This is a genomic window from Pseudomonas sp. PD9R, from assembly GCF_019200975.1.
Lineage (GTDB): Bacteria > Pseudomonadota > Gammaproteobacteria > Pseudomonadales > Pseudomonadaceae > Aquipseudomonas.
The window spans coordinates 516,097-535,808 of the sequence record NZ_JAHTMR010000002.1; the positions used below are offsets into that span (position 1 = coordinate 516,097).

A 19,712-nucleotide genomic window follows, 5' to 3' on the forward strand; every position below is an offset into this window, starting at 1 on the left:
GACTGAAGATTTCGCCTTCCTCTGTAGGAGCTGCCGAAGGCTGCGATCTTTTGATCTTTAAAAAACCACATCAAAAGATCGCAGCCTCGTTGCACTCGACAGCTCCTACAGGGAGGAGGTTATTTGATGCACTGGCCTGAACGGGCCTGGCACAGGGCAAACAACCATTTACGCAAACGGGTGAGTTTCAGTTCCATACCAGCAGCTCCGCAGGGGTTGGGTTGTAGGCGTTGCACGGGTTATTCAGTTGCGGGCAGTTGGAGATCAGCACGATCACGTCCATCTCGGCACGCAGGTCGACGTACTTGCCCGGTGCGGAAATTCCGTCTTCGAACGTCAGCCCGCCATCGGCAGTCACCGGCACGTTCATGAAGAAATTGATGTTCGGCCCGATGTCGCCCTTGCCCAGTCGCCCGTCATGAACGCAGGCACGTAGGTAGTTGTCGCGGCAGCTGTGCATGTAGCGTTTTTCCAGGGCGTAGCGCACGGTATTGCTTTCTTGCGCGCAGGCGCCGCCGAGGGTGTCGTGACGCCCGCAAGTGTCGGCGACGATGGTCAACATCGGTTTGCCGAGGTTGGAATACAGCACGCTTCCGGTGCTCAGGTAGACGCTGTTCTGTCGGCGCAAGGTGCGTTGTACGTCGTAGCGTTCCTTGGGATTGGCGACGCTGTAGAACAAAGTGTCGACCGCCTGATTGCCTTCCAGGTCGAGGATGCGCAAAGTCTGGCCGGCCTTGACCTCCATCAGCCAGGGTTCGCCGGCGGGGATGGTGGCGCGGTAGACCGCCGTTTCGGGAAGCTGTTGGGCGGTGGCGATAGCGAGTGACATGGCAGCGATCCTCAGGTGAACAGACGGTCGGTGTTGATGAAGCCGCGCTCGTTTTCCGGGCGCGAGGTGCGGCAGTGTTCGGCGACGCTGGCGTCGGCGTTCATCCAGCTGAGCTTCAGCGGTTTGGGGGCGTAGTCCGGCGATGGGTCCATCGGGTGTTGCAGCGCGGTGAGCACCACCAGCGTGTCCATCGGCGCGTAAAGCTCGATGTAATCACCAGCCTTGGAATTGCCCTCGACGAAATGGAAACGCCCGGCCTCATCGACGTTCACCCGGCTGAACAGGTTGAGCGTCATCAGCAGGTCCGACAGGCCCAAACCCCATTTACCCAGCTCCACCAGCAGGTTGTCGGTGCCGTTGCGAAAGAAGCCGTTGCGCAGTTCCTGATAGCGGCCCGCACCGTATTTTTCCGCCACTTCTTCAGCGCAGAGCACGCCGCCCAGGCTGTCACTCCAGCCGCAGGTGTCGGCGGTGATGGCTGCCAGTACGCGGCCCATGTCCGAGTACAGGCAATGGCCGGCGGTGAGTTTGGCGGTGTGTTGGCATTTGAGGCTGTCGGGCAGGTTCAGGCGTTCGGTTTTTTCATGGGCGTTAAGCAACGTCAGGCTGACGTTGGCGCCGCCGCGAATATCGGTCAGGCGCAGCAGTTGGCCGCGCTTCAATACGAAGGAACGATGGCCGCCACCGGGGAGCATTTCTTCGGCGAAGGGTGGGAACAGTTGAGTCGAATCAGTCATCTTCAAATCCTCTAAGCGGTGCGAAGCGTGCCTGCCAGTTGCATCGGCAGGGCGTCGACGGCGGCACGGTTGGCGCGGCGGTCGCTGTTCAAAGGGATGTCGTAGGTGATGCGTGCGCCATAGGCGCCGGGGGCGTGCGGGTCGACGCGGACTTTGTCGAACACCAGCAAACGGGTGCCGAGGCTGAAGCCTTCGGACAGGTCGTGGGTGACCATGAACACCGTCAGTTGCGTCTCGCGCCACAGCTCCAGGAGCAAGCCGTGCATGTCTTTGCGGATGCCAGGGTCGAGAGCGCCGAACGGTTCGTCTAGCAGCAACACGCGTGGCTTCATGACCAGCGCCTGGGCGATGGCCAGCCGTTGCTGCATGCCTCCGGAAAGCTGCGCCGGGTATTTGTCCAGCGAGTGGCCGAGGCCGACTTTATGCAGTAGCACTGATGCCTGTTCGCGGGCCTCTTTTTTCGCGCTGCCAAACAAGCGCCCGAGCAACGGCGAGCGCGGCAGTTCCAGGCCGAGGGCGACGTTGTTCAGCACACTCAGATGCGGGAACACCGAGTAGCGCTGGAACACCACGCCACGGCTGGCATCCGGTTCGCCAGCCAAGGCGTGGCCGTCCAACAGAATCTCGCCGCGACTGGCTTTTTCCTGACCCAGCAGCAGGCGCAGGAAGGTCGATTTGCCGCAACCGGACGCGCCCACAAGCGTGCAGAACTCACCCTCGTTGACGTTCAGATTCAGGCCTTCGAGCACCACTTGATCGGCGTATTGCTGCCAGACGTTTTTCACGGTGATGAAGCTCATGCCCGCGCTCCTTCGTACCAGGGAAATGCACGTTGAGTCAGGCGCTTGAGGCCCCAATCCATCAGCCAGGCGAGCAGGGTGATCCACACCACATACGGCAGAATCACATCCATCGCCAGGTAGCGGCGTACCAGGAAAATCCGGTAGCCGAGGCCGTCGGTGGAGGCGATGGCTTCGGCGGCGATCAAGAACAGCCACGCCGAACCAAGCATCAGTCGAAGCGAGATCAGCAAGCGTGGCAGCAATTGCGGCAGCACCACCCGCAGCATCAACGTCCAGGTTGAAGCGCCGAGGGTCTGGGCCTTGATCAGCAACTCCACGGGAATCTCCCGGGCGCGCTGTTCCAGATCACGGGCCAGGGCCGGAGTGATGCCGATGACGATCAACATCACTTTTGACAATTCCCCCAAACCGAAGACGATGAACAGGATCGGCAGAATCGCCAGCGGCGGCACCATCGACAGCACCGTCAGCAACGGCGACAACGGTGCGCCGAACAGCGGCAGCGTGCCGGCCGCCATGCCCAGGCACAGCCCGGCCAGTGCGCTGATGCCCAAACCAATGGCCAGGCGTCGCAGGCTGGAAGCGGTGTCCTGCCAAAGCACGTATTCACCGGTGCGGCTGTCGGCGACGAAGGCCAGGCGTTTCACCGCGTCGGTCATCTGCACGGCGCTTGGTAGCAGCTTGTCGTTGGGGTTGTCTGTCAGCCGCTCGGCCGAGCCCATGAAGTAGGCGAACAGCACCAGGGCGAATGGCAGGATCACCAACAGCAGGCGACTCGGGCGATCGGGGTGGCGATTGATCAGGCGCATGGCCAAGTCCTCGTTCTTACAACTTGGCGTCGGCAGCCATCTGCACGTAGCTCGGGTCGAAGCGCAGCTTGAGGTTGCCCTTATCGCCGCTGGTCACGCCGTTGGCGAAAGCCATGCCGACCGCGCTGGTGTCCTTGGCGCCTTCACCCAGTAAACCGTGCTGGAAGGAGAACTCGGCGACTTTGCGCATAGTCTCTGGCAGTTGCTTGCTGGTGCTGAAGGCCAGGGCTTCCTTGGGCGTGGCGAACAATTTGGTGGTGTCGAGTTGTGCCTGGAAACCTGGCAGGTCGGTGCCCGAGGCTTTGGCCATGTGTTCCAGCGCAACCTTGCTGGCGGCGTTTTTGGCGTTCATCAACTCGACCACTTCAAACCACGCACCGGTCAGGGCTTTGCCCAGGGCCGGGTTGTCTTTGAGGGTGGCGCTGTTGACCACCATCATGTCCATGATTTCGCCGGGAATCTGGCTGGAGTTGAAAACTTCGGTCACCGCAGGCTTGGCCTTGATGTCCGAGAGCATCGGGTTCCAGGTGGTGACGGCGTTGACTTGATCGGTGTTGAAGGCGGCCGAGATATCGGCGTCGGAGGTGTTGACCACTTTCAGGTCTTTCTCGGTGAGGTCCACCGAATCCAGCGCCCGGGCCAGCAGGTAATGGGACACCGAGAGTTCGACCAGATTGACGTCCATGCCCTTGAGGTCGGTGACCTTCTTGCCTTCGCCTTTAAGCACGATGCCGTCGTTGCCGTTGGAGAAATCGCTGACGATCAGCGCGGTGCTGTCGACGCCACCGGCCGCCGGAATGGTCAGCGCGTCCATGTTGGTCATGGTGCAGCCGTCGAACTGGCCGGCGGTGTATTGGTTGATCGATTCGACGTAGTCGTTGAGCTGTACCACATCAATCTTGATACCGTACTTCTTCGCCCATTTGTCGACGATGCCTTGGCTGCCGGCGTATTCCCAGGGCATCCAGCCGGCGTAGATCGTCCAGCAGACGCTGAAGTGGTCTTTCTGTGCGGCTTGGGAAGAGACGCTCACGAGGGCTGCGAAAGCGGCGGCGAGCAGGGCGGGTAAACGAAGCTGGGACATGGTGGTTCTCCAGTTGATCAAGGGCGGGCAGGAAGGCAGCGGCACCGCGAACGGTGGCTTGTCTCCCGGGCTTTTGTCCCGCCGTGTAACCTCAACTGGAGGTCGCCAACTCTCGGACCAGCCACTCGCCATTGCGAGCCGGAACCCTAGTCAGCCATTGCAAATTGTGGTGCCGCGAACCTGTTTTGACTCCTGCACGCTTTTGCTTAAGCGAGAGCCGTGCCAAGTCCTGTCGAGGCGTCTGGCGCGGGGATTGCCGATCCCCGGGACGATGCAATAAGCGTTCACTGCTTCGTGATGGTGCGCCGGTGCACTGAGATGCAGCGTGATCAGCCGCTGATCCGAAGTCGTCCGCCGCCCGGCACTCGGTGCAATATTGCCAGTCAAAACAGGTGTCAGTCGGCCTGTACCGACTGCGGGTCTTTCAGGAGGCCGCCATGTTTCGTCGACTGTTGCTAAGTGCGGTGTTGGGGCTTGGATTATCTGCCTGCTATTACTACGCCGGCTCCTACGATGCTTATCCCACGCCTTATTACTATCCCGGCTATGCGCCATATTCCTACTATTACGGCCCGCGCTATTACTACGGCGGACCGCGCTTTTATGGCGGTTATAGCCACTATTACTACGGCGGTCACGGTTATTACGGTGGTCGCGGAGGGCGTTATTACGGCGGTGGATATCACGGTGGCCACCACTAATCAGCCGATGAATAGATGAAAAACCTTTCATCGGTCAGTTGTTTCAACTTGTTACGGAGTCGCACCAGATTCCGAATTCGATGTCAGATATTTCGACAGTTACAAAACAAGTGACTGTCGCCTGCCAGCGTCGCTGGTATGGCTCACTCGCGGTCCAGGAGGCCGCCATGCTCTGTCAAAAAAAGCTCCGCCGAATTCTACTCATTGCTATGTTGGGATTGTCCGTTGGTGGGTGCGTGCCTTATTCCGATGGAGGAGCCAGCTACTACAGTTCCGAGGTCTATACCTCGCCAGCACCGGCCTATTACGCCGGCGGCAGTTCTTACTACTCAAACGGCGGCGGTTACTACACGCCACCGGCCCGGTATTACGCGCCGCCTGCACGGTATTACCAGCCCACCCCGCGGTATTATTCGCAACCGCGGGTCTATCAACCGGCGCCGCACTATTACCAATCACCATCGCGTAATTACCAGCCGCCTCGGGCCGACTACCGGGCGTATCAGAATCATGGCTGGGACGGCCGAAACCGTGGCGGTTGGAACAATGACTACCAAGGGAATGGCGGGCGCAATAACAATCACGGCGGCCGTGGCGACCGTAACGGTCACGGTGACCACGACGGTCGGGGCGATCACCGTTAATCACCTATAAAAATCCAGCATGTGGGAGCGAGCCTGCTCGCGATGGCAGTGTGTCAGACAACATTAATGTCAACTGACACAGCGCCTTCGCGAGCAAGCTCGCTCCCACATTTTATTTAGTACTGCGACAGATCCGCCAACGGATGCCGGCCTTCCCATGCCTTGTGGAAGTGCGCCTCCACCACCGCATCCGGCACGTTGTTGATATCCGGCCAATGCCAGTGCGGTTTGTGGTCCTTGTCGATCAACCGCGCGCGCACGCCTTCGCTGAATTCCGGATGTCGGCAGCAGTTCAGGCTCAAGGTGTATTCCATTTGAAAAACCTGAGCCAGTGACATATGCCGGGCGCGGATGATTTGTTCCCACACCAGATGCGCGGTTAGCGGAGAGCCTTCGCTCATGGTTTTCGCCGCACGGCTGAGCAGCAGATCCGTGCTGTCGCGCAACTGGCTGATGGCCTTCCAGGCGCAACGCACGTCACTGACATCCAGCAGTTCATCGATGCGCTGGCGTCGCGGCAACCATTGGGCCTCGGGCATTTTGGCGAGAGCTTCCTGCTGCATGGCCTTGAGCAAGCTGTTGAGCTGCATCGGCGTTTGTTCCTGCCAGTTCAACTGCAACAAACCTTCGATCAGCGCTTCCTGCTGTTCATCGAGCAGGAAACGGTCGGCGAGGTCCAGATCGATCACATCACGACCGTTCATATGGGCGCCGGTCAGGCCGAGGAACAAGCCGAGCTTGCCGGGCAGCCGTGATAGAAACCAACTGGCCCCGACGTCCGGGTACAGGCCGATGCTGATTTCCGGCATTGCCAGGCGACTGCTGGGCGTGACGATGCGAATGCTTGCGCCTTGCAGCAGTCCCATGCCACCGCCGAGCACATAACCATGGCCCCAGCAAATCAGTGGTTTGGGGTAGGTGTGCAGGCTGAAGTCCAGGCGATATTCTGCGGCGAAGAACTGCGCGGCCAAGGGTGGCACTTCACCGGGATGGGCGCGGCAAGCTTGAACCAGGCTGCGCACTTCGCCACCGGCGCAAAAGGCCTTGGTGCCGTTACCGCGTAACAGGACGCAGACGATTTGCGGTTCCTTGGCCCAGGCGTCCAGTTGATCGCGCAGGGCGTTGATCATCGGCAAGGACAGGGCATTGAGCGACTGTTCGGCATCCAGGCTGGCAATGCCGATGCGGGCACCGTCGGTGCCGGTGAGTTCTTCGAAGTGCAGATTCATCGTGACCTCGATCGGGAATTTGAGGGTTGAGTATGATCGCTGTGTGGGAAAGTGCCGGATCTGCGTCAGATCAATTGACAAGCGTGGTGGGCCTTCTTAGGGTTCGCCCCATTGTTTTTACCGGATATGACCATGACTGCTGACGACCGTATCAAACTCGAACCGAGCTGGAAGGAGGCGCTGCGTGCCGAATTCGACCAGCCCTACATGGCAGAGTTGCGAAAATTCCTGCAAGAGGAGCGGGCGGCCGGCAAGGAAATCTATCCACCGGGTCCGATGATTTTCAACGCGCTCAACTCAACGCCGCTGGACAAGGTCAAGGTGGTCATCCTTGGCCAGGACCCGTATCACGGCCCTGGCCAGGCCCATGGCTTGTGCTTCTCGGTGCAACCGGGGGTGCCCGCGCCGCCATCGCTGGTGAATATCTATAAAGAGTTGAAACGCGACCTGAATATCGACATTCCCAGCCACGGCTACCTGCAAAGCTGGGCCGATCAAGGTGTGTTGATGATCAACACCACCATGACCGTGGAGCGCGCCAATGCCAATGCGCACAAAGATAAGGGCTGGCAGTTTTTTACGGATCGGATCATTGAAGTGGTCAGTCAGCAGCAACCGCATCTGGTGTTTATGCTGTGGGGCGCGCATGCCCAAAGCAAACAGAAACTCATCGATGCCACCAAGCACCTGGTGCTGACCTCGGTGCATCCGTCACCACTGTCTGCCTATCGCGGCTTTCTTGGTTGCGGGCACTTCAGCCGGACCAACAAGTTTCTGGAACAGAATGGCGAGACGCCGATCGAGTGGCGATTGCCACCAGTCTAAAAGCTTCGCGGGCAAGCCTCGCTCCTACAGAAAAATTACATTCCTCTGCAGGAGCGAGGCTTGCCCGCGAAGGGTACAACTCGGTCTATGAATCTGACTTCGGAAGCCGGTTCCAATACTTGAACAACGGCTCCGCCAGAAACAGCACAAATAACAGCCGCATCACCTGCATCGCCGTCACGAGCGGCACCGACAATTGCAGGGTTTCCGCCGTCAGGCTCATCTCCGCAATCCCGCCAGGCATCATGCCCAAAGTCAACGAGCGCAGATCCAGATGAGTCAGCGCGCTCAAACCCAATGCCGCCGCCGTGGCGATCAACATCGTCAGCACCGTGCCAATCAATGTCCGGCCCATGAACGATGGCGCGCGACGGAAAAACTGCCGATTGAAGTGACAACCCAAACCGCTGCCGATCAGCCATTGACCGATCTGGCTGCCACCGTGAGGTAAACCGGTATGCAGATCCCAACCGATGCTCACCGCCGCACTCACCAGCAACGGCCCGAACAGCCAGGGGTTGGGTTGACGCAGACGCTCCCAGATCCACGCCGCCAACGCACCGGCAGGAAACAGCAGGGCCAGCCAGCGCCAGTCGACCGCCGTAGCCTGCAACACCGGCGTACCGTCGCCTAATAAATATTTGAAGGCTGCCGGCACGCAAAGCACCACCACCAGCACCCGCAAACTCTGCCCTGCGGCAACGCGACTGAGCACCGCGCCATTACGGGCACCGAGGTTGACCATCTCCCCGGAACCGCCCGGCATGCTGGAAAAGAATGCGGTGGCGCGATCCTCACCGGTGCGCCGCATCAACCAGACCCCGACCACTGCGGACAGGCTGGTCACCAACGCACCGAAGAAAATCAGCCCGAAGTGGCCTAGCACCTGCTCCATCACCACCGGCGTAAAGTGCAGGCCGATGCCGATTCCTACAACCCACTGACCGCATTTGCGGCCACCAGGAATTTCCGCCAATTGCCAGGGCGTCAGGCAGCGCACCAGGATGATCGCCAGCAGCGAGCCGACCATCCACGGCAACGGCCAGCCGATCTGGCTGGCGACATAGCCGCCCAGCAGACCGACTAGCGGGGTTCCCCACCAGGCTTTGAAAGGTGTTCGATCAGACATCGGCAATCGCGCGTTGAGCCGCTGAGCGTTTGCGCCAGATACGGATGATCGGCATCAGCAGCATGATCGCCGTCAGGACCCAGCAACCGAAAGTGATCGGGCTCGACCAGAGGATTTCCAGCGCACCGTTGGAGATCGACAGGGCACGACGCAGGTTTTGCTCCATCAGGCCGCCGAGGATGAAACCCAGCAACAGTGGCGACAACGGGAAGTCCAGCTTGCGCAGGATGTAACCGAAGATGCCGATGCCGATCATCAGGAACAGGTCGAACGTGGTGGCGTGCACCGCATAGACGCCGATCCCGGTGATGATCGCGATCACTGGCACCAGTGCCCAGTTCGGCACGGCGAGGATGCGGGTGAAGATGCGGATCATCGGAATGTTGAGGATCACCAGCATGACGTTGGCGATGAACAACGAAGCAATCAGGCCCCAGACGATGTCGGGTTGCTGTTGGAACAGCAGTGGACCCGGCGTGATGTTGTACAGCGACAACGCGCCGATCATCACCGCCGTGGTGCCCGACCCCGGAACACCCAGGGTCAGCATCGGCACCAGCGCCCCACAGGCCGCGCCACCGATGGCGGTTTCCGGTGCGGCGAGGCCGCGTTTGTCGCCTTCACCGAACTTGCCGTTGGCACCGGCAATGCGCTTCTCGGTCATGTAGGCCACGGCACTGGCCAGGGTCGCGCCGGCACCTGGCAACACGCCCATGATGAAGCCAAGTACGCCGCAGCGAAGGTTCACCGTGAACACCGACGCCGCTTCCTTGAAGTTGAACATCATGCGCCCGGTGGCTTTCACCGCTTCCTGGCCGTGGTGGGTTTTTTCCAGCAACAGGAGGATTTCGCTGATGGAGAACAGACCCAGCACCAGCACCACGAATTGAATGCCGTCAGTCAGGTGAATGTTGTCGCCGGTGAAACGGTACACACCGCTGTTGGCATCGATGCCGACCGTCGACATGAACAAGCCGATCAGTGCCGCGATAAAAGTCTTGAGCGGTCGATCACCGGCCATGCCGCCCAGGCAAACGATCGCGAACACCATCAATACGAAGTATTCCGCCGGGCCGAAGGCAATCGCCCATTTCGCCAGCAGCGGGGCGAACAACACCATGCCGCAGGTGGCGATGAACGCGCCGATGAACGAACTCCACGCTGACAACGACAGCGCCACGCCGGCCAAACCCTGGCGGGCCATCGGATAGCCGTCGAGGGTGGTCATCACGGTGGAAGCTTCGCCCGGAATGTTCAGCAGGATCGAACTGATCCGGCCGCCATATTCACAACCCAGGTACACCGCCGCCAGCAGGATCAATGCAGACTCCGGTGGCAGGCCGAGGGCGAATGCTATCGGTATCAGCAACGCCACGCCGTTGATCGGCCCCAGGCCCGGTAACAGGCCAACCACGGTGCCAATCAGGGTGCCGCACAATGCGGTTACCAGGTTGTACGGGCTCAGCGCGACGCCGAAGCCCTGACCCAAATAGCCAAGAGTATCCATATCAGTTCTCCAGAACGTCGAGCACGCCCAAGGGCAGCGGCACGTCCATCAACTTGTCGAACAGCAGGTAAAGGCCGACGGCCATCAGGCTGATAATCACGACGCTAGGCAACCAGCGACCGCCATACAGGCGCGCCATCGGCACACCGGTCAGGATGCTGGCGACGATGAAACCCAAGGGTTCGAAGGTGCCGGCGAACACCAGCAACAGCACCACGCAGAGACCGATTTTGGTCAGGGTTTCGCGATCCAGCGGCGGTTCCTCAGCACTGTGTTTGATCGGCGCCGGACGAAAAATCATGTACAGCAGCGCCGCACCCATCAGGCCAATCATCAACAATGGGAAGGCCCGAGGCCCTACCGGTTCGTAGGAAAAAGCCGCCTGGTACGGCCACGCCATCAGCGCCAGGCCGACGCAGACCAGCAACAGCACTGAAGCAAAAATGCGTTGTAAGAGCATGGGAAACTCCTGTGCCACGGCCTCGCAAGCGGAGGCCGTAGCCGCTAGACAAAGGCGATCACTGAATCAGGCCGAACTCTTTGGCCAGCACTTTGTAGTCCGCGACTTGCTTCTTCACGTAGGTGTCCAGCTCCGGGCCGGTCATGGCGAACGGGAACAGTTCACGCTGATCGCGCAGCTTGGCGAAGTCTTCGGACGCCAGCAGTTTGTCGAAGGCCGCTTTCCACCAGGCGTAGTCTTCATCGCTGACTTTTGGCCCGAGGTAGAAGCCGCGAACCACCGGCCAGACGATGTCGTAGCCTTGCTCTTTGGCAGTCGGGATGTCTTTCATCTCTGGCTCGTCGAGGCGCTTGTCGGCGAACACTGCCAGCAAGCGCATATCGCCGCTGAGGATGTGTGGCATGGAGTCGGAAATGTCGGTGCTGCCGACCTGGATGTGGCCGCCGAGCAGGGCAGTGGCGATTTCACCGCCGCCTTCGAGGGCGACGTAGCGCAAGTCGCGCGGGTTGATACCGGCGGCTTTGGCGATCAACGCGGTTTGCATCCAGTCCTGGCTGCCGACGGTGCCGCCGGAACCGATCACCACTTTGCTCGGATCTTTCTTCAGCGCCTGTACCAGATCGTCGAGGGTCTTGTAGGGCGAATCGCTTTTCACCGCGATGGCACCGTAACTGGTGCCAACGGCGGCCAGCCAGCGCACATTGGTTTCATCGAAACGCCCGAACTTACCCTGAGCCAGGTTCAACAGCGAACCGCTGGACCAGGCCACCAGAGTGCCGGCATCCGCTGGGCGCTGAGCGACCACCGCGTTGTACGCGACCGCGCCAACACCGCCGGGCATGTAGGTCACGCGCATCGGTTTGGTCAGCAGTTTCTCGTTGACCAGCGCGCTTTGCGCCAGTTTGCAGGTCAGGTCGAAACCACCACCCGGCGACGCCGGCGCAATGCATTCCGGGCGTTTGGGTTCGGCCATCAGTTGGCCGGCGAACAGCATGCAGCTGGCGGCAAGGGCGAAACGGCGCATTGATCGATTCATTTTTAGTCTCCACGGGAGTTTTTGTTTTTGGGGATGTTTCAGGCGCGGCAGTTTCACGCCGTGCAACCGGCTACGGCGCTGGCAAGCGTAAACAATGGGGATCGAAGAAAAGGATGGGGCGGGTAAGCCTGAAGCTGTGTGGACAGCATGGTGCAGTACCTCGGTTATTGTTCTTATTGGCGAAAACGCTTCGAGGCGTTTTTCGGTAGTTACATGTCAAAGCACGTTTTCAAACTACGATTCGATGGTCGGCAGACGAAACCATCCGTGGGCCGACTCTAACGGCCCAACCTTTCGCTAACCTTTCAGCGGGCTTTCAAGGTTTTTCAGGCTTCACAGCGACGGATGCCGCTGTAAACTCCGCGCCAAAGAAGGGCGTCGACCATTCCTGATTGAGGTGAAAATCCATGCGTGTCCTGCTTGTCGAAGACCATCTGCAGCTTGCCGAAAGTGTCGCCCAGGCACTCAAAAGCACCGGGTTGACCGTGGATGTGCTGCACGATGGCGTGGCTGCGGATCTGGCGCTGGGCAGCGAGGAATACGCCATGGCGATACTCGATGTCGGCCTGCCGCGCATGGATGGTTTTGAGGTGCTGGCGCGTTTGCGTGCACGGGGCAAGAATTTGCCGGTGTTGATGTTGACCGCCCGCAGCGACGTCAAGGACCGGGTCCATGGGCTCAACCTGGGCGCCGATGATTACCTGGCCAAACCGTTCGAACTCAGCGAACTCGAAGCCCGGGTCAAAGCCTTGCTGCGCCGCAGTGTATTAGGCGGTGAGCGCGTGCAGCGTTGTGGCGTGCTGGCGTACGATCTGGAGACGCGGCGCTTCACCCTCGGTGAAGAACTGTTGACCCTGACTTCCCGCGAGCAGGCTGTGCTTGAAGCGCTGATTGCTCGTCCCGGTCGGGTGATGAGCAAGGAACAACTGGCTTCCCAAGTGTTCGGCCTTGATGAAGAGGCCAGTCCCGATGCCATCGAAATCTATGTGCACCGCTTGCGCAAGAAACTCGACGGCCAGCCGGTTGCCATCGTGACGTTCCGCGGGCTTGGTTACTTGCTGGAAAGCCGCGATGCATAAGCCCAGCAGCCTGCGCTGGCGGTTGCTGTGGAACCTGGCGCTGTTGTTGGTGGTGTTAATGCTGGCTAGCGGATTGAGCGCCTACTGGAATGGGCGCGAAGCTGCCGATACCGCGTATGACCGCACCTTGCTCGCTTCTGCCCGGACCATCGCCGCAGGCGTAACCCAACGTGATGGCACGCTGAGCGCCGACGTGCCTTACGTGGCCCTCGACACCTTTGCTTACGACAGCGCCGGGCGGATTTTTTACCTGGTCAACGACATCAATCAGAAGCTGATCTCCGGCTACGAAAACCTGCCTGCGCCGCCACCAGGAACGCCGCGCACCGATGACTATCCGGCGCTGGCGCGCTTTTACAACGCGACCTACCGAGGGCAAAACGTGCGTGTGGTGAGCCTGCTTAAGCCGGTCAGCGAGCCGAACATGAATGGCATGGCGGAAATCCGCGTGGCCGAAACCGACGAGGCGCGGGTCAGCATGGCCCGAAGTCTGGCGGCGGACACGTTGTTGCGTTTGGGCATGCTCGCGGTCGGAGCGCTGATGGTGGTGTGGTTTGCCGTCAGTGCGGCGTTGCGCCCACTGGAGCGGCTGCGCACAGCGGTGGAAGAGCGCCAGCCGGACGACCTGCGGCCATTGCCATTGGTTGAAGTGCAACACGAGTTGTGGCCCTTGGTGCGCGCACTCAATCACTTTACCGAACGCCTGCGCGGACAGTTCGAGCGCCAGGCGCAGTTCATCGCCGATGCGGCCCACGAACTGCGCACCCCGTTGGCGGCGCTCAAGGCGCGCCTGGAGTTGGGCTTACGTTCGAGCGAACCCGAAACCTGGCGCAGTACCCTGGAAACCGCCGCTCAGGGCACCGATCGCTTGACTCATCTGGCCAATCAATTGCTCTCCCTGGCGCGGGTCGAAAATGGCGCCCGAGCAATTGCCGAGGGCGGCGCGCAGTTGCTCGATCTCAGCCAACTGGCGCGTGAATTAGGTATGGCTATGGCGCCGCTGGCCCATAAGCGCGGCGTGGCGCTGGCGCTGGAAGCGGACGAGCCGGTATGGATGCGGGGCGAGCCGACGTTGCTGAATGAACTGTTGAGCAATCTGGTAGATAACGCGCTGGCCCATACGCCATCGGGCGGTAACGTCATTCTGCGGGTCTCGGCGCCGGCGGTGCTGGAGGTCGAGGACGATGGGCCGGGCATTCCGCTGGATGAGCGTGATCGGGTGTTCGAGCGCTTTTACCGTCGCAATCAGCAGGTGGCAGGTTCGGGGTTGGGGTTGGCGATTGTGGGTGAGATTTGTCGGGCGCATTTGGCGCAGATCAGCCTGCATGATGGTGAAAAAGCGGGGCTGAAGGTGCGGGTGAGTTTTATAGCGGGGGAGTGAGGGTGTTTGTGCTGGTGTCTTCGCGGGCAAGCCTCGCTCCTGCAGAGTCACACTGTCCTGTAGGCGCGAGGCTTGCCCCGCGAAGCTGTTAATAAAACATCGTCCGCGTTTCTTCCAGTTCGTCGCACATTGCCTTGTTGTCGGGATCAATTCCGAGCTTGTTGAAGGCGGGCACGCTGAAGGGGTCGATACGCGCGAAAGGGTGATCGGTGTCTTTGTGGCAATACAGGCTGGCCACCTGTACCAGATCCACATAATCGATCTGCGCTGACTCGCGCTTGAAGTTCAGATACAGGCGCGGCACCTGCACCAGCATGTCCGGAAATTCCCAGACCCTGAGTAATTTGTCGCCGAGCAAGGGATGAATCTGATCGATCACATGATTGAGGCTGACCGCGTCGGACAGCAATTCATAGTGATCTTCGGCATAGGTGAGGATAGGCAGCACGCCAATCTGATGCACCAAACCGCCAAGGGCGGCCTGGTCAGGCTTGAGCTGGGTGTAATTGCGACACAACGCATAGCTGACACCGGCGATTTCCAGGCTTTTGCGCCACACTTCGCGCATTTTCTGTTCTACCACCTCGGAGCGGGCATGGAAGATCTGTTCCATGACCAGGCCGATGGCCAGGTTGCTGCTGTAGTTGATCCCCAGGCGGGTGACCGCCGTGTGCAACTCGGTGACTTCCTGGGTCGCGCGCAGTAACGGGCTATTGACCACTTTGATCAGGCGCGCTGAAAGCGCAGCATCGCGGCCGATCACTTTGCTCAAGGCGCTGATACTGACTTCCGGGTCTTCAGCGGCCTTGCGAATCTGCAGAGCCACTTCCGGTAATGTTGGCAGAACCAGGTCATCGTTATCGATGGCCTCAACCAAATCCTGTTGGACCTTTTCCGCCAGCTCACTCATTTCGTTTCTCTAGGGTGTTGCAAAAAGTACTGCTGTTAACGCTGGATTTCGCGGTCGCGATCCAGTTGATAAGGCAGGTCGAGCAAGTGCAGGGCCGGGCCGTCGAGCGCTCCGACGTGAATGTCGCCGCCTTCTGCCGCTTCGGCTTGCAATACAGCGAGCAACTCAATGTGTTGCTCGCTGCGTGCGGCCAGAACTACTTCGCCGATTGAACTGCCGTGGCTCGGGGAAAACAGCTGAGTGCCAGGCTCAGGCAAATCGTTGGCGTCCAGTTGCACGCGATACAAGCGGCGCTTGAGTTTGCCCAGGTACTGCATTCGCGCGACGATTTCCTGGCCTGTGTAGCAGCCTTTTTTGAAACTCACGCCACCGACGGCTTGCAGGTTGAGCATCTGCGGGATGAACAACTCGCGAGTGCTCGGCATTACCTGACCGATCCCTGCGCGGATCTGGCCCAGCACCCATTGATTCAAATCGCCCTCGGCCAACAGGGCGGACAGCTTGGCCTTGATGCTGTCAGCTTGCTCGGCGGCGACCCAGAGTTCCGCACGATCCGGCGAAACCCGAATGGCGATCAAACCGTCGTTACGCACGACCTGATCGGTGTCTGCTGGCAGCTCAAGACCCAGGCTGTGCAGGGCAGCGTCACCATGATCAACGCCGAAGCGGACCCAGGCAGCGCTTTCATCTGTCAGTTTGGATTTGGAGAACACGGCGTATTTTTTCAGGTCCGCCAACTGCGGTGCCAGCAACTCACTGGCCATGGCCATAAGTACGCCGTCACCTTCGAGCAGGATGCGGAAGCTCGACTGCATCCGGCCTTTCTGCGTGCAGCGCGCGCCGAGGCTGGCTTGAGTATCGCTCAGGTAGTTGAGATTGCAGGTCAGTTGGCCTTGCAGGAACTTGCCGGCGTCCGCGCCACGGACCGCGAGAACACCTTCATGAGACAGCGTGCAGAAAAAAGCAGAATCGGCCATGGGTCATCGCAGGGTAAAGAGTCTGGCGGACATGATAAGGGGGCGCTGTTGAAATGGGTAGTTAACAAAGGATCGCCGGTGCCCGACCAAAGCCGACTGTTCGACGAGGCGCGGGGCTGTATACTTGCGGCCTATTTGAGGAGCGCTCCATGGTCGAAGATGTTGAACTGAATCGCCTCTACTGGCACAGCCGCCGCGGCATGCTTGAGCTTGACGTGTTGCTGGTGCCGTTTGTGAAAGAGGTTTATCCGCACCTTAACCAGGTCGATCGCGACTGCTACGTCAGGTTGCTCGAATGCGAAGATCAGGACATGTTCGGCTGGTTCATGGAACGTGCTGAATCGGAAGATCCTGAGCTGCAACGCATGGTTCGCATGATTCTGGACCGTGTCCAGCCCAAGTAATGGTTTTGAATGCCGCTGGCATGCCTCACGGCAGTTGCTGGCGGCGTATCTGTTGGTCCAGCTGTTCGCGCTGGGTTCGCTGTTTCTTCTCGCTATTCCGCTTTGGGCCAGCCTGTCTGGCGCTTTTTGCTGCCTGTTGCATGGCTTTTGGGCGCTGCCTCGTCAGATTCTACTGACGCATCCGCAGGCCTTTTGCGGTTTGCGTCGCGATGCCGATGGCTGGCAGTTATGGAATCAGGCGAAGGGATGGCAGCCGGTGCAGCTACGCCCGGACAGTCTGGCGCTGCCGTTGGTCGTGGTATTGAGATTTCGTCTGCGCGGTGAGCGGCGAGTCCGGGCGATTTGCGTGCCACGGGATTCGCAGGCGGCGGATCTGCACCGACGCCTGCGGGTGCGGCTCAAGTTCAGTCGGCGTAGGTGGGCGGCACCAGAATAGTGTCGAGGGCGACCGGCAACATCTTCGGGTAGTCGAGGGTGTAATGCAGGCCACGACTTTCCTTGCGCTCCATGGCTGACAGAATCATCAGCTCGGCCACCTGGGCCAGGTTACGCAGTTCGATCAAATCCCGGCTTACTTTATAGTTGCTGTAGAACTCATCGATTTCATCGAGCAGCAGACGAACGCGGTGCTGAGCCCGCTGCAGGCGCTTGTTGGTGCGCACGATGCCCACGTAGTCCCACATGAAGCGCCGCAGTTCGTCCCAGTTATGCGCGATGATTACATCTTCATCGGAGTCGGTAACCTGGCTAGCATCCCAGACAGGCAGGGCGTCAGGCGCCGAAACCTGTGGCAACTGTTCAACGATGTCCGCCGCCGCCGAACGCGCATAGACAAAGCACTCCAGCAGCGAGTTGCTGGCCATGCGGTTGGCGCCGTGCAGACCGGTGAAGCTGGTTTCGCCAATCGCATACAGCCCCGGCACATCAGTGCGACCCTGCTGATCGACCATCACGCCGCCGCAGGTATAGTGCGCCGCCGGGACCACCGGGATCGGTTGTTTGGTGATATCGATGGAGAACTCGAGGCAGCGCTCATACACGGTCGGAAAGTGCGTCTTGATGAACTCTTCGGACTTGTGGCTGATGTCCAGATAGACGCAATCGACACCAAGGCGCTTCATCTCATGGTCGATGGCCCGGGCGACGATGTCCCGAGGGGCCAATTCGGCCCGTGGGTCGAAACGCTGCATGAAGCGTTCGCCGTTGGGCAGTTTCAGGTGTGCACCTTCGCCGCGCAGGGCTTCAGTGATCAGGAAACTCTTGGCTTGCGGGTGATACAGGCAGGTGGGGTGGAACTGGTTGAATTCCAGGTTCGCTACCCGGCAGCCTGAGCGCCAGGCCATGGCGATGCCGTCACCGCAGGCGCCATCGGGGTTGCTGGTATAGAGGTAAACCTTGGCGGCGCCGCCGGATGCAAGGATGACAAAGCGCGCGCCATAGGTGTCGACTTCGCCGGTCCCGCGATTAAGCACGTACGCGCCTAGGCAGCGATCGCCTTCAAGGCCCAGGCGTTTCTCGGTGATCAGATCGACCGCGACGCGCTGTTCCAGCAACTCGATGTTCGGTCTTTGTTTTGCCTGGGCGAGCAGGGTTCTGAAAATTGCAGCGCCAGTAGCATCGGCGGCATGGATGATGCGCCGGTGACTGTGGCCGCCTTCGCGGGTCAGGTGAAACTCGAATCCGCCATCTTCAGTGCCGGACTGTTCATCGCGAGTAAACGGCACGCCCTGGTCGATCAGCCACTGGATCGCTTCTTTACTGTGTTCGACGGTAAAGCGCACGGCGTCTTCGTGGCACAGGCCACCGCCAGCATTGAGGGTGTCATCGACGTGGGATTCGACTGTGTCAGTGTCGTCCAGGACCGCAGCAACACCTCCTTGCGCCCAGAAGGTCGAGCCGTTGGCGAGGTCGCCTTTGCTCAGTACAGCGATGCGCAAATGACCGGGCAAGGTCAGCGCAAGGCTCAAGCCGGCAGCGCCGCTGCCAATTACCAGAACATCGTGTTGAAACTGTTGGCTCATTTCAGGATTCCGCTCAAAGCGACCCGGGTCGGGGTAGGCGCCAGACAACTGGACAGGCGAGTCAGGCAGCCGCACAGCCCACTAGTATATAGAGGGGGGGAGCGGCACAATACCCGAGCCCATATGGCATTGTGAAACTACCGTGACAGAAAAGACCCGACGCTTCGTCGGATGTTTTTTGGCCAGTTCGGCGACTTGAAGACTGTATCGTGGATTTAACAGTCCTTTTACCTTCAAGGTTGCACAATGTCGGCTTGGCACGGCTATAAATATTTGGAACTTTTGCCAAAGGCCCAAGATCAATAGACGGTTGCCTGAATCAAGGGACAGTGTCGGCTTCAGTGCAGGATCTGCAGTTGGATCCTTGCCAGTGAATTCGATAACAAGATTATTTGCGCAGCCGGGCCATCTCGCGCTGCGTTTTTCGTGCGTGCCGAATCAGAGCCCGCAGGAAACTTGCCTGGAGGGGGAGAACTTTTGCGAAAAGCCCGAGTCTATGTTTGCAAGCCCGGTCGTTTAGTAATGCAAGCCTCCTCCGAGCTTATCGAGGAGTGTTCATGCTAACCCAGGAAGAGGATCAGCAACTGGTCGAACGCGTTCAACGCGGCGACAAGCGTGCTTTCGATCTGCTAGTGCTGAAATACCAGCACAAAATTCTCGGGTTGATCGTGCGTTTCGTGCACGACACCCATGAAGCCCAGGATGTGGCACAAGAGGCCTTTATCAAGGCATACCGTGCGCTTGGAAATTTTCGCGGCGACAGCGCGTTTTATACGTGGCTCTACCGCATCGCCATTAACACGGCGAAAAACTATCTGGTTTCACGCGGCCGTCGGCCGCCGGATAGCGATGTAAGTTCCGAGGATGCAGAGTTCTACGATGGCGATCATGGCCTCAAGGATCTCGAGTCGCCAGAACGAGCTTTGCTGCGGGATGAGATCGAAGGCACCGTCCATCGAACCATTCAGCAACTGCCAGAAGATTTGCGTACGGCTTTAACTTTACGTGAATTCGATGGTCTGAGTTACGAGGACATTGCGAGCGTCATGCAGTGTCCGGTAGGCACCGTGCGCTCCCGGATTTTCCGCGCCCGGGAGGCCATCGATAAAGCCCTGCAGCCGTTGTTGCAGGAAAACTAAAGACAGCG

The 19,712-nt window shown here is 59.6% G+C and carries 21 protein-coding genes and 1 riboswitch; of the genes, 8 read left to right on the plus strand and 13 right to left on the minus strand.

From position 1 onward, the window contains the following. Window positions 1-187: 187 nt before the first annotated feature. From KUF73_RS06825 to KUF73_RS06845, 5 genes are read right to left on the minus strand one after another with little or no spacing between them, the layout of a single operon-like run. Entirely contained in the window at window positions 188-829 is a 642-nt protein-coding gene (locus KUF73_RS06825; RefSeq protein WP_218437284.1) for an urea amidolyase associated protein UAAP2, read from the minus strand. A gap of 11 nt (window positions 830-840) precedes the next feature. After that, window positions 841-1,566 (minus strand): urea amidolyase associated protein UAAP1, encoded by a 726-nt coding sequence (locus KUF73_RS06830; protein ID WP_218437285.1) that lies wholly within the window; start codon window positions 1,564-1,566, stop codon window positions 841-843. A gap of 11 nt (window positions 1,567-1,577) precedes the next feature. Next, window positions 1,578-2,366, minus strand: a complete 789-nt coding sequence (locus KUF73_RS06835; protein WP_218437286.1) for an ABC transporter ATP-binding protein — start codon at window positions 2,364-2,366, stop codon at window positions 1,578-1,580. Beyond that, window positions 2,363-3,178: an ABC transporter permease gene (locus KUF73_RS06840; protein WP_218437287.1), complete on the minus strand. Its 816-nt coding sequence runs from the start codon at window positions 3,176-3,178 to the stop codon at window positions 2,363-2,365. Before KUF73_RS06840 ends, KUF73_RS06835 begins: the two co-directional genes overlap by 4 nt. Before the next feature lie 16 nt (window positions 3,179-3,194). Next, window positions 3,195-4,262 (minus strand): putative urea ABC transporter substrate-binding protein, encoded by a 1,068-nt coding sequence (locus tag KUF73_RS06845; RefSeq protein WP_218437288.1) that lies wholly within the window; start codon window positions 4,260-4,262, stop codon window positions 3,195-3,197. A 60-nt stretch (window positions 4,263-4,322) separates the two neighbouring features. Next, window positions 4,323-4,423: riboswitch (guanidine-I (ykkC/yxkD leader) on the minus strand. Window positions 4,424-4,699: 276 nt separating this feature from the next. Between KUF73_RS06845 and KUF73_RS06850 the strand changes: the two genes are divergently transcribed. Together KUF73_RS06850 and KUF73_RS06855 are read left to right on the plus strand one after the other, a co-directional pair. Further along, window positions 4,700-4,963: a hypothetical protein gene (locus KUF73_RS06850; RefSeq protein WP_218437289.1), complete on the plus strand. Its 264-nt coding sequence runs from the start codon at window positions 4,700-4,702 to the stop codon at window positions 4,961-4,963. A gap of 167 nt (window positions 4,964-5,130) precedes the next feature. Next, on the plus strand, window positions 5,131-5,607 hold the full coding sequence (locus KUF73_RS06855; RefSeq protein ID WP_218437290.1) for a hypothetical protein: 477 nt from the start codon (window positions 5,131-5,133) through the stop codon (window positions 5,605-5,607). Between the two features lie 116 nt (window positions 5,608-5,723). Here the strand turns inward: KUF73_RS06855 and KUF73_RS06860 are convergent, their stop codons facing one another. After that, window positions 5,724-6,836 carry an enoyl-CoA hydratase/isomerase family protein gene (locus KUF73_RS06860; protein WP_218437291.1) on the minus strand — a complete coding sequence of 371 codons (1,113 nt, stop codon included), beginning with the start codon at window positions 6,834-6,836 and terminating at the stop codon, window positions 5,724-5,726. 132 nt (window positions 6,837-6,968) lie between these two features. Here KUF73_RS06860 and ung point away from each other — a divergent pair, with 132 nt between their 5' ends. Next, on the plus strand, window positions 6,969-7,661 hold the full coding sequence (gene ung / locus KUF73_RS06865; RefSeq protein WP_218437292.1) for a uracil-DNA glycosylase: 693 nt from the start codon (window positions 6,969-6,971) through the stop codon (window positions 7,659-7,661). An 85-nt stretch (window positions 7,662-7,746) separates the two neighbouring features. On the opposite strand, the gene KUF73_RS06870 is transcribed toward ung, so the two are convergent. Genes KUF73_RS06870 through KUF73_RS06885 form a run of 4 tightly spaced genes read right to left on the minus strand, consistent with a single transcriptional unit; the run spans window position 7,747 to window position 11,793 of the window. After that, on the minus strand, window positions 7,747-8,790 hold the full coding sequence (locus tag KUF73_RS06870; protein ID WP_218437293.1) for an AbrB family transcriptional regulator: 1,044 nt from the start codon (window positions 8,788-8,790) through the stop codon (window positions 7,747-7,749). After that, window positions 8,783-10,297, minus strand: coding sequence for a tripartite tricarboxylate transporter permease (locus tag KUF73_RS06875; RefSeq protein ID WP_218437294.1), 1,515 nt, complete (start codon window positions 10,295-10,297; stop codon window positions 8,783-8,785). The genes KUF73_RS06870 and KUF73_RS06875 overlap by 8 nt, the downstream gene beginning before the upstream one ends. Window position 10,298: 1 nt before the next feature. Further along, on the minus strand, window positions 10,299-10,757 hold the full coding sequence (locus tag KUF73_RS06880; protein ID WP_218437295.1) for a tripartite tricarboxylate transporter TctB family protein: 459 nt from the start codon (window positions 10,755-10,757) through the stop codon (window positions 10,299-10,301). A 58-nt stretch (window positions 10,758-10,815) separates the two neighbouring features. Beyond that, entirely contained in the window at window positions 10,816-11,793 is a 978-nt protein-coding gene (locus tag KUF73_RS06885; RefSeq protein WP_218437296.1) for a tripartite tricarboxylate transporter substrate binding protein, read from the minus strand. Window positions 11,794-12,200: 407 nt separating this feature from the next. On the opposite strand from KUF73_RS06885, the gene KUF73_RS06890 reads away from it, so the two are divergent. Together KUF73_RS06890 and KUF73_RS06895 are read left to right on the plus strand one after the other, a co-directional pair. Next, window positions 12,201-12,872, plus strand: a complete 672-nt coding sequence (locus tag KUF73_RS06890) for a response regulator (protein ID WP_218437297.1) — start codon at window positions 12,201-12,203, stop codon at window positions 12,870-12,872. Further along, complete coding sequence (locus tag KUF73_RS06895) at window positions 12,865-14,253, plus strand: sensor histidine kinase (RefSeq protein ID WP_218437298.1); 1,389 nt, start codon at window positions 12,865-12,867, stop codon at window positions 14,251-14,253. The genes KUF73_RS06890 and KUF73_RS06895 overlap by 8 nt, the downstream gene beginning before the upstream one ends. Window positions 14,254-14,341: 88 nt before the next feature. Here KUF73_RS06895 and KUF73_RS06900 read toward each other — a convergent pair whose 3' ends face one another. Beyond that, window positions 14,342-15,163: an HDOD domain-containing protein gene (locus KUF73_RS06900; protein WP_218437299.1), complete on the minus strand. Its 822-nt coding sequence runs from the start codon at window positions 15,161-15,163 to the stop codon at window positions 14,342-14,344. A 35-nt stretch (window positions 15,164-15,198) separates the two neighbouring features. Then, a complete protein-coding gene (locus KUF73_RS06905; RefSeq protein ID WP_218437300.1) occupies window positions 15,199-16,140 on the minus strand; it encodes a folate-binding protein YgfZ in 942 nt (313 codons plus the stop codon). A 149-nt stretch (window positions 16,141-16,289) separates the two neighbouring features. Between KUF73_RS06905 and KUF73_RS06910 the strand changes: the two genes are divergently transcribed. Continuing rightward, window positions 16,290-16,544: a succinate dehydrogenase assembly factor 2 gene (locus KUF73_RS06910; protein WP_028624454.1), complete on the plus strand. Its 255-nt coding sequence runs from the start codon at window positions 16,290-16,292 to the stop codon at window positions 16,542-16,544. Further along, window positions 16,528-16,980: a protein YgfX gene (locus KUF73_RS06915; RefSeq protein WP_218437301.1), complete on the plus strand. Its 453-nt coding sequence runs from the start codon at window positions 16,528-16,530 to the stop codon at window positions 16,978-16,980. Before KUF73_RS06910 ends, KUF73_RS06915 begins: the two co-directional genes overlap by 17 nt. Here the strand turns inward: KUF73_RS06915 and nadB are convergent. Then, window positions 16,949-18,565, minus strand: a complete 1,617-nt coding sequence (gene nadB, locus KUF73_RS06920) for an L-aspartate oxidase (RefSeq protein ID WP_218437302.1) — start codon at window positions 18,563-18,565, stop codon at window positions 16,949-16,951. The two genes, KUF73_RS06915 and nadB, sit on opposite strands and share 32 nt — an antisense overlap. A gap of 557 nt (window positions 18,566-19,122) precedes the next feature. Between nadB and rpoE the strand changes: the two genes are divergently transcribed. Continuing rightward, the gene (rpoE, locus tag KUF73_RS06925) at window positions 19,123-19,704 is read left to right on the plus strand and encodes an RNA polymerase sigma factor RpoE (protein WP_003172477.1); all 582 of its coding nucleotides are present in this window, start codon (window positions 19,123-19,125) and stop codon (window positions 19,702-19,704) included. The last annotated feature ends 8 nt before the right edge of the window (window positions 19,705-19,712 follow it).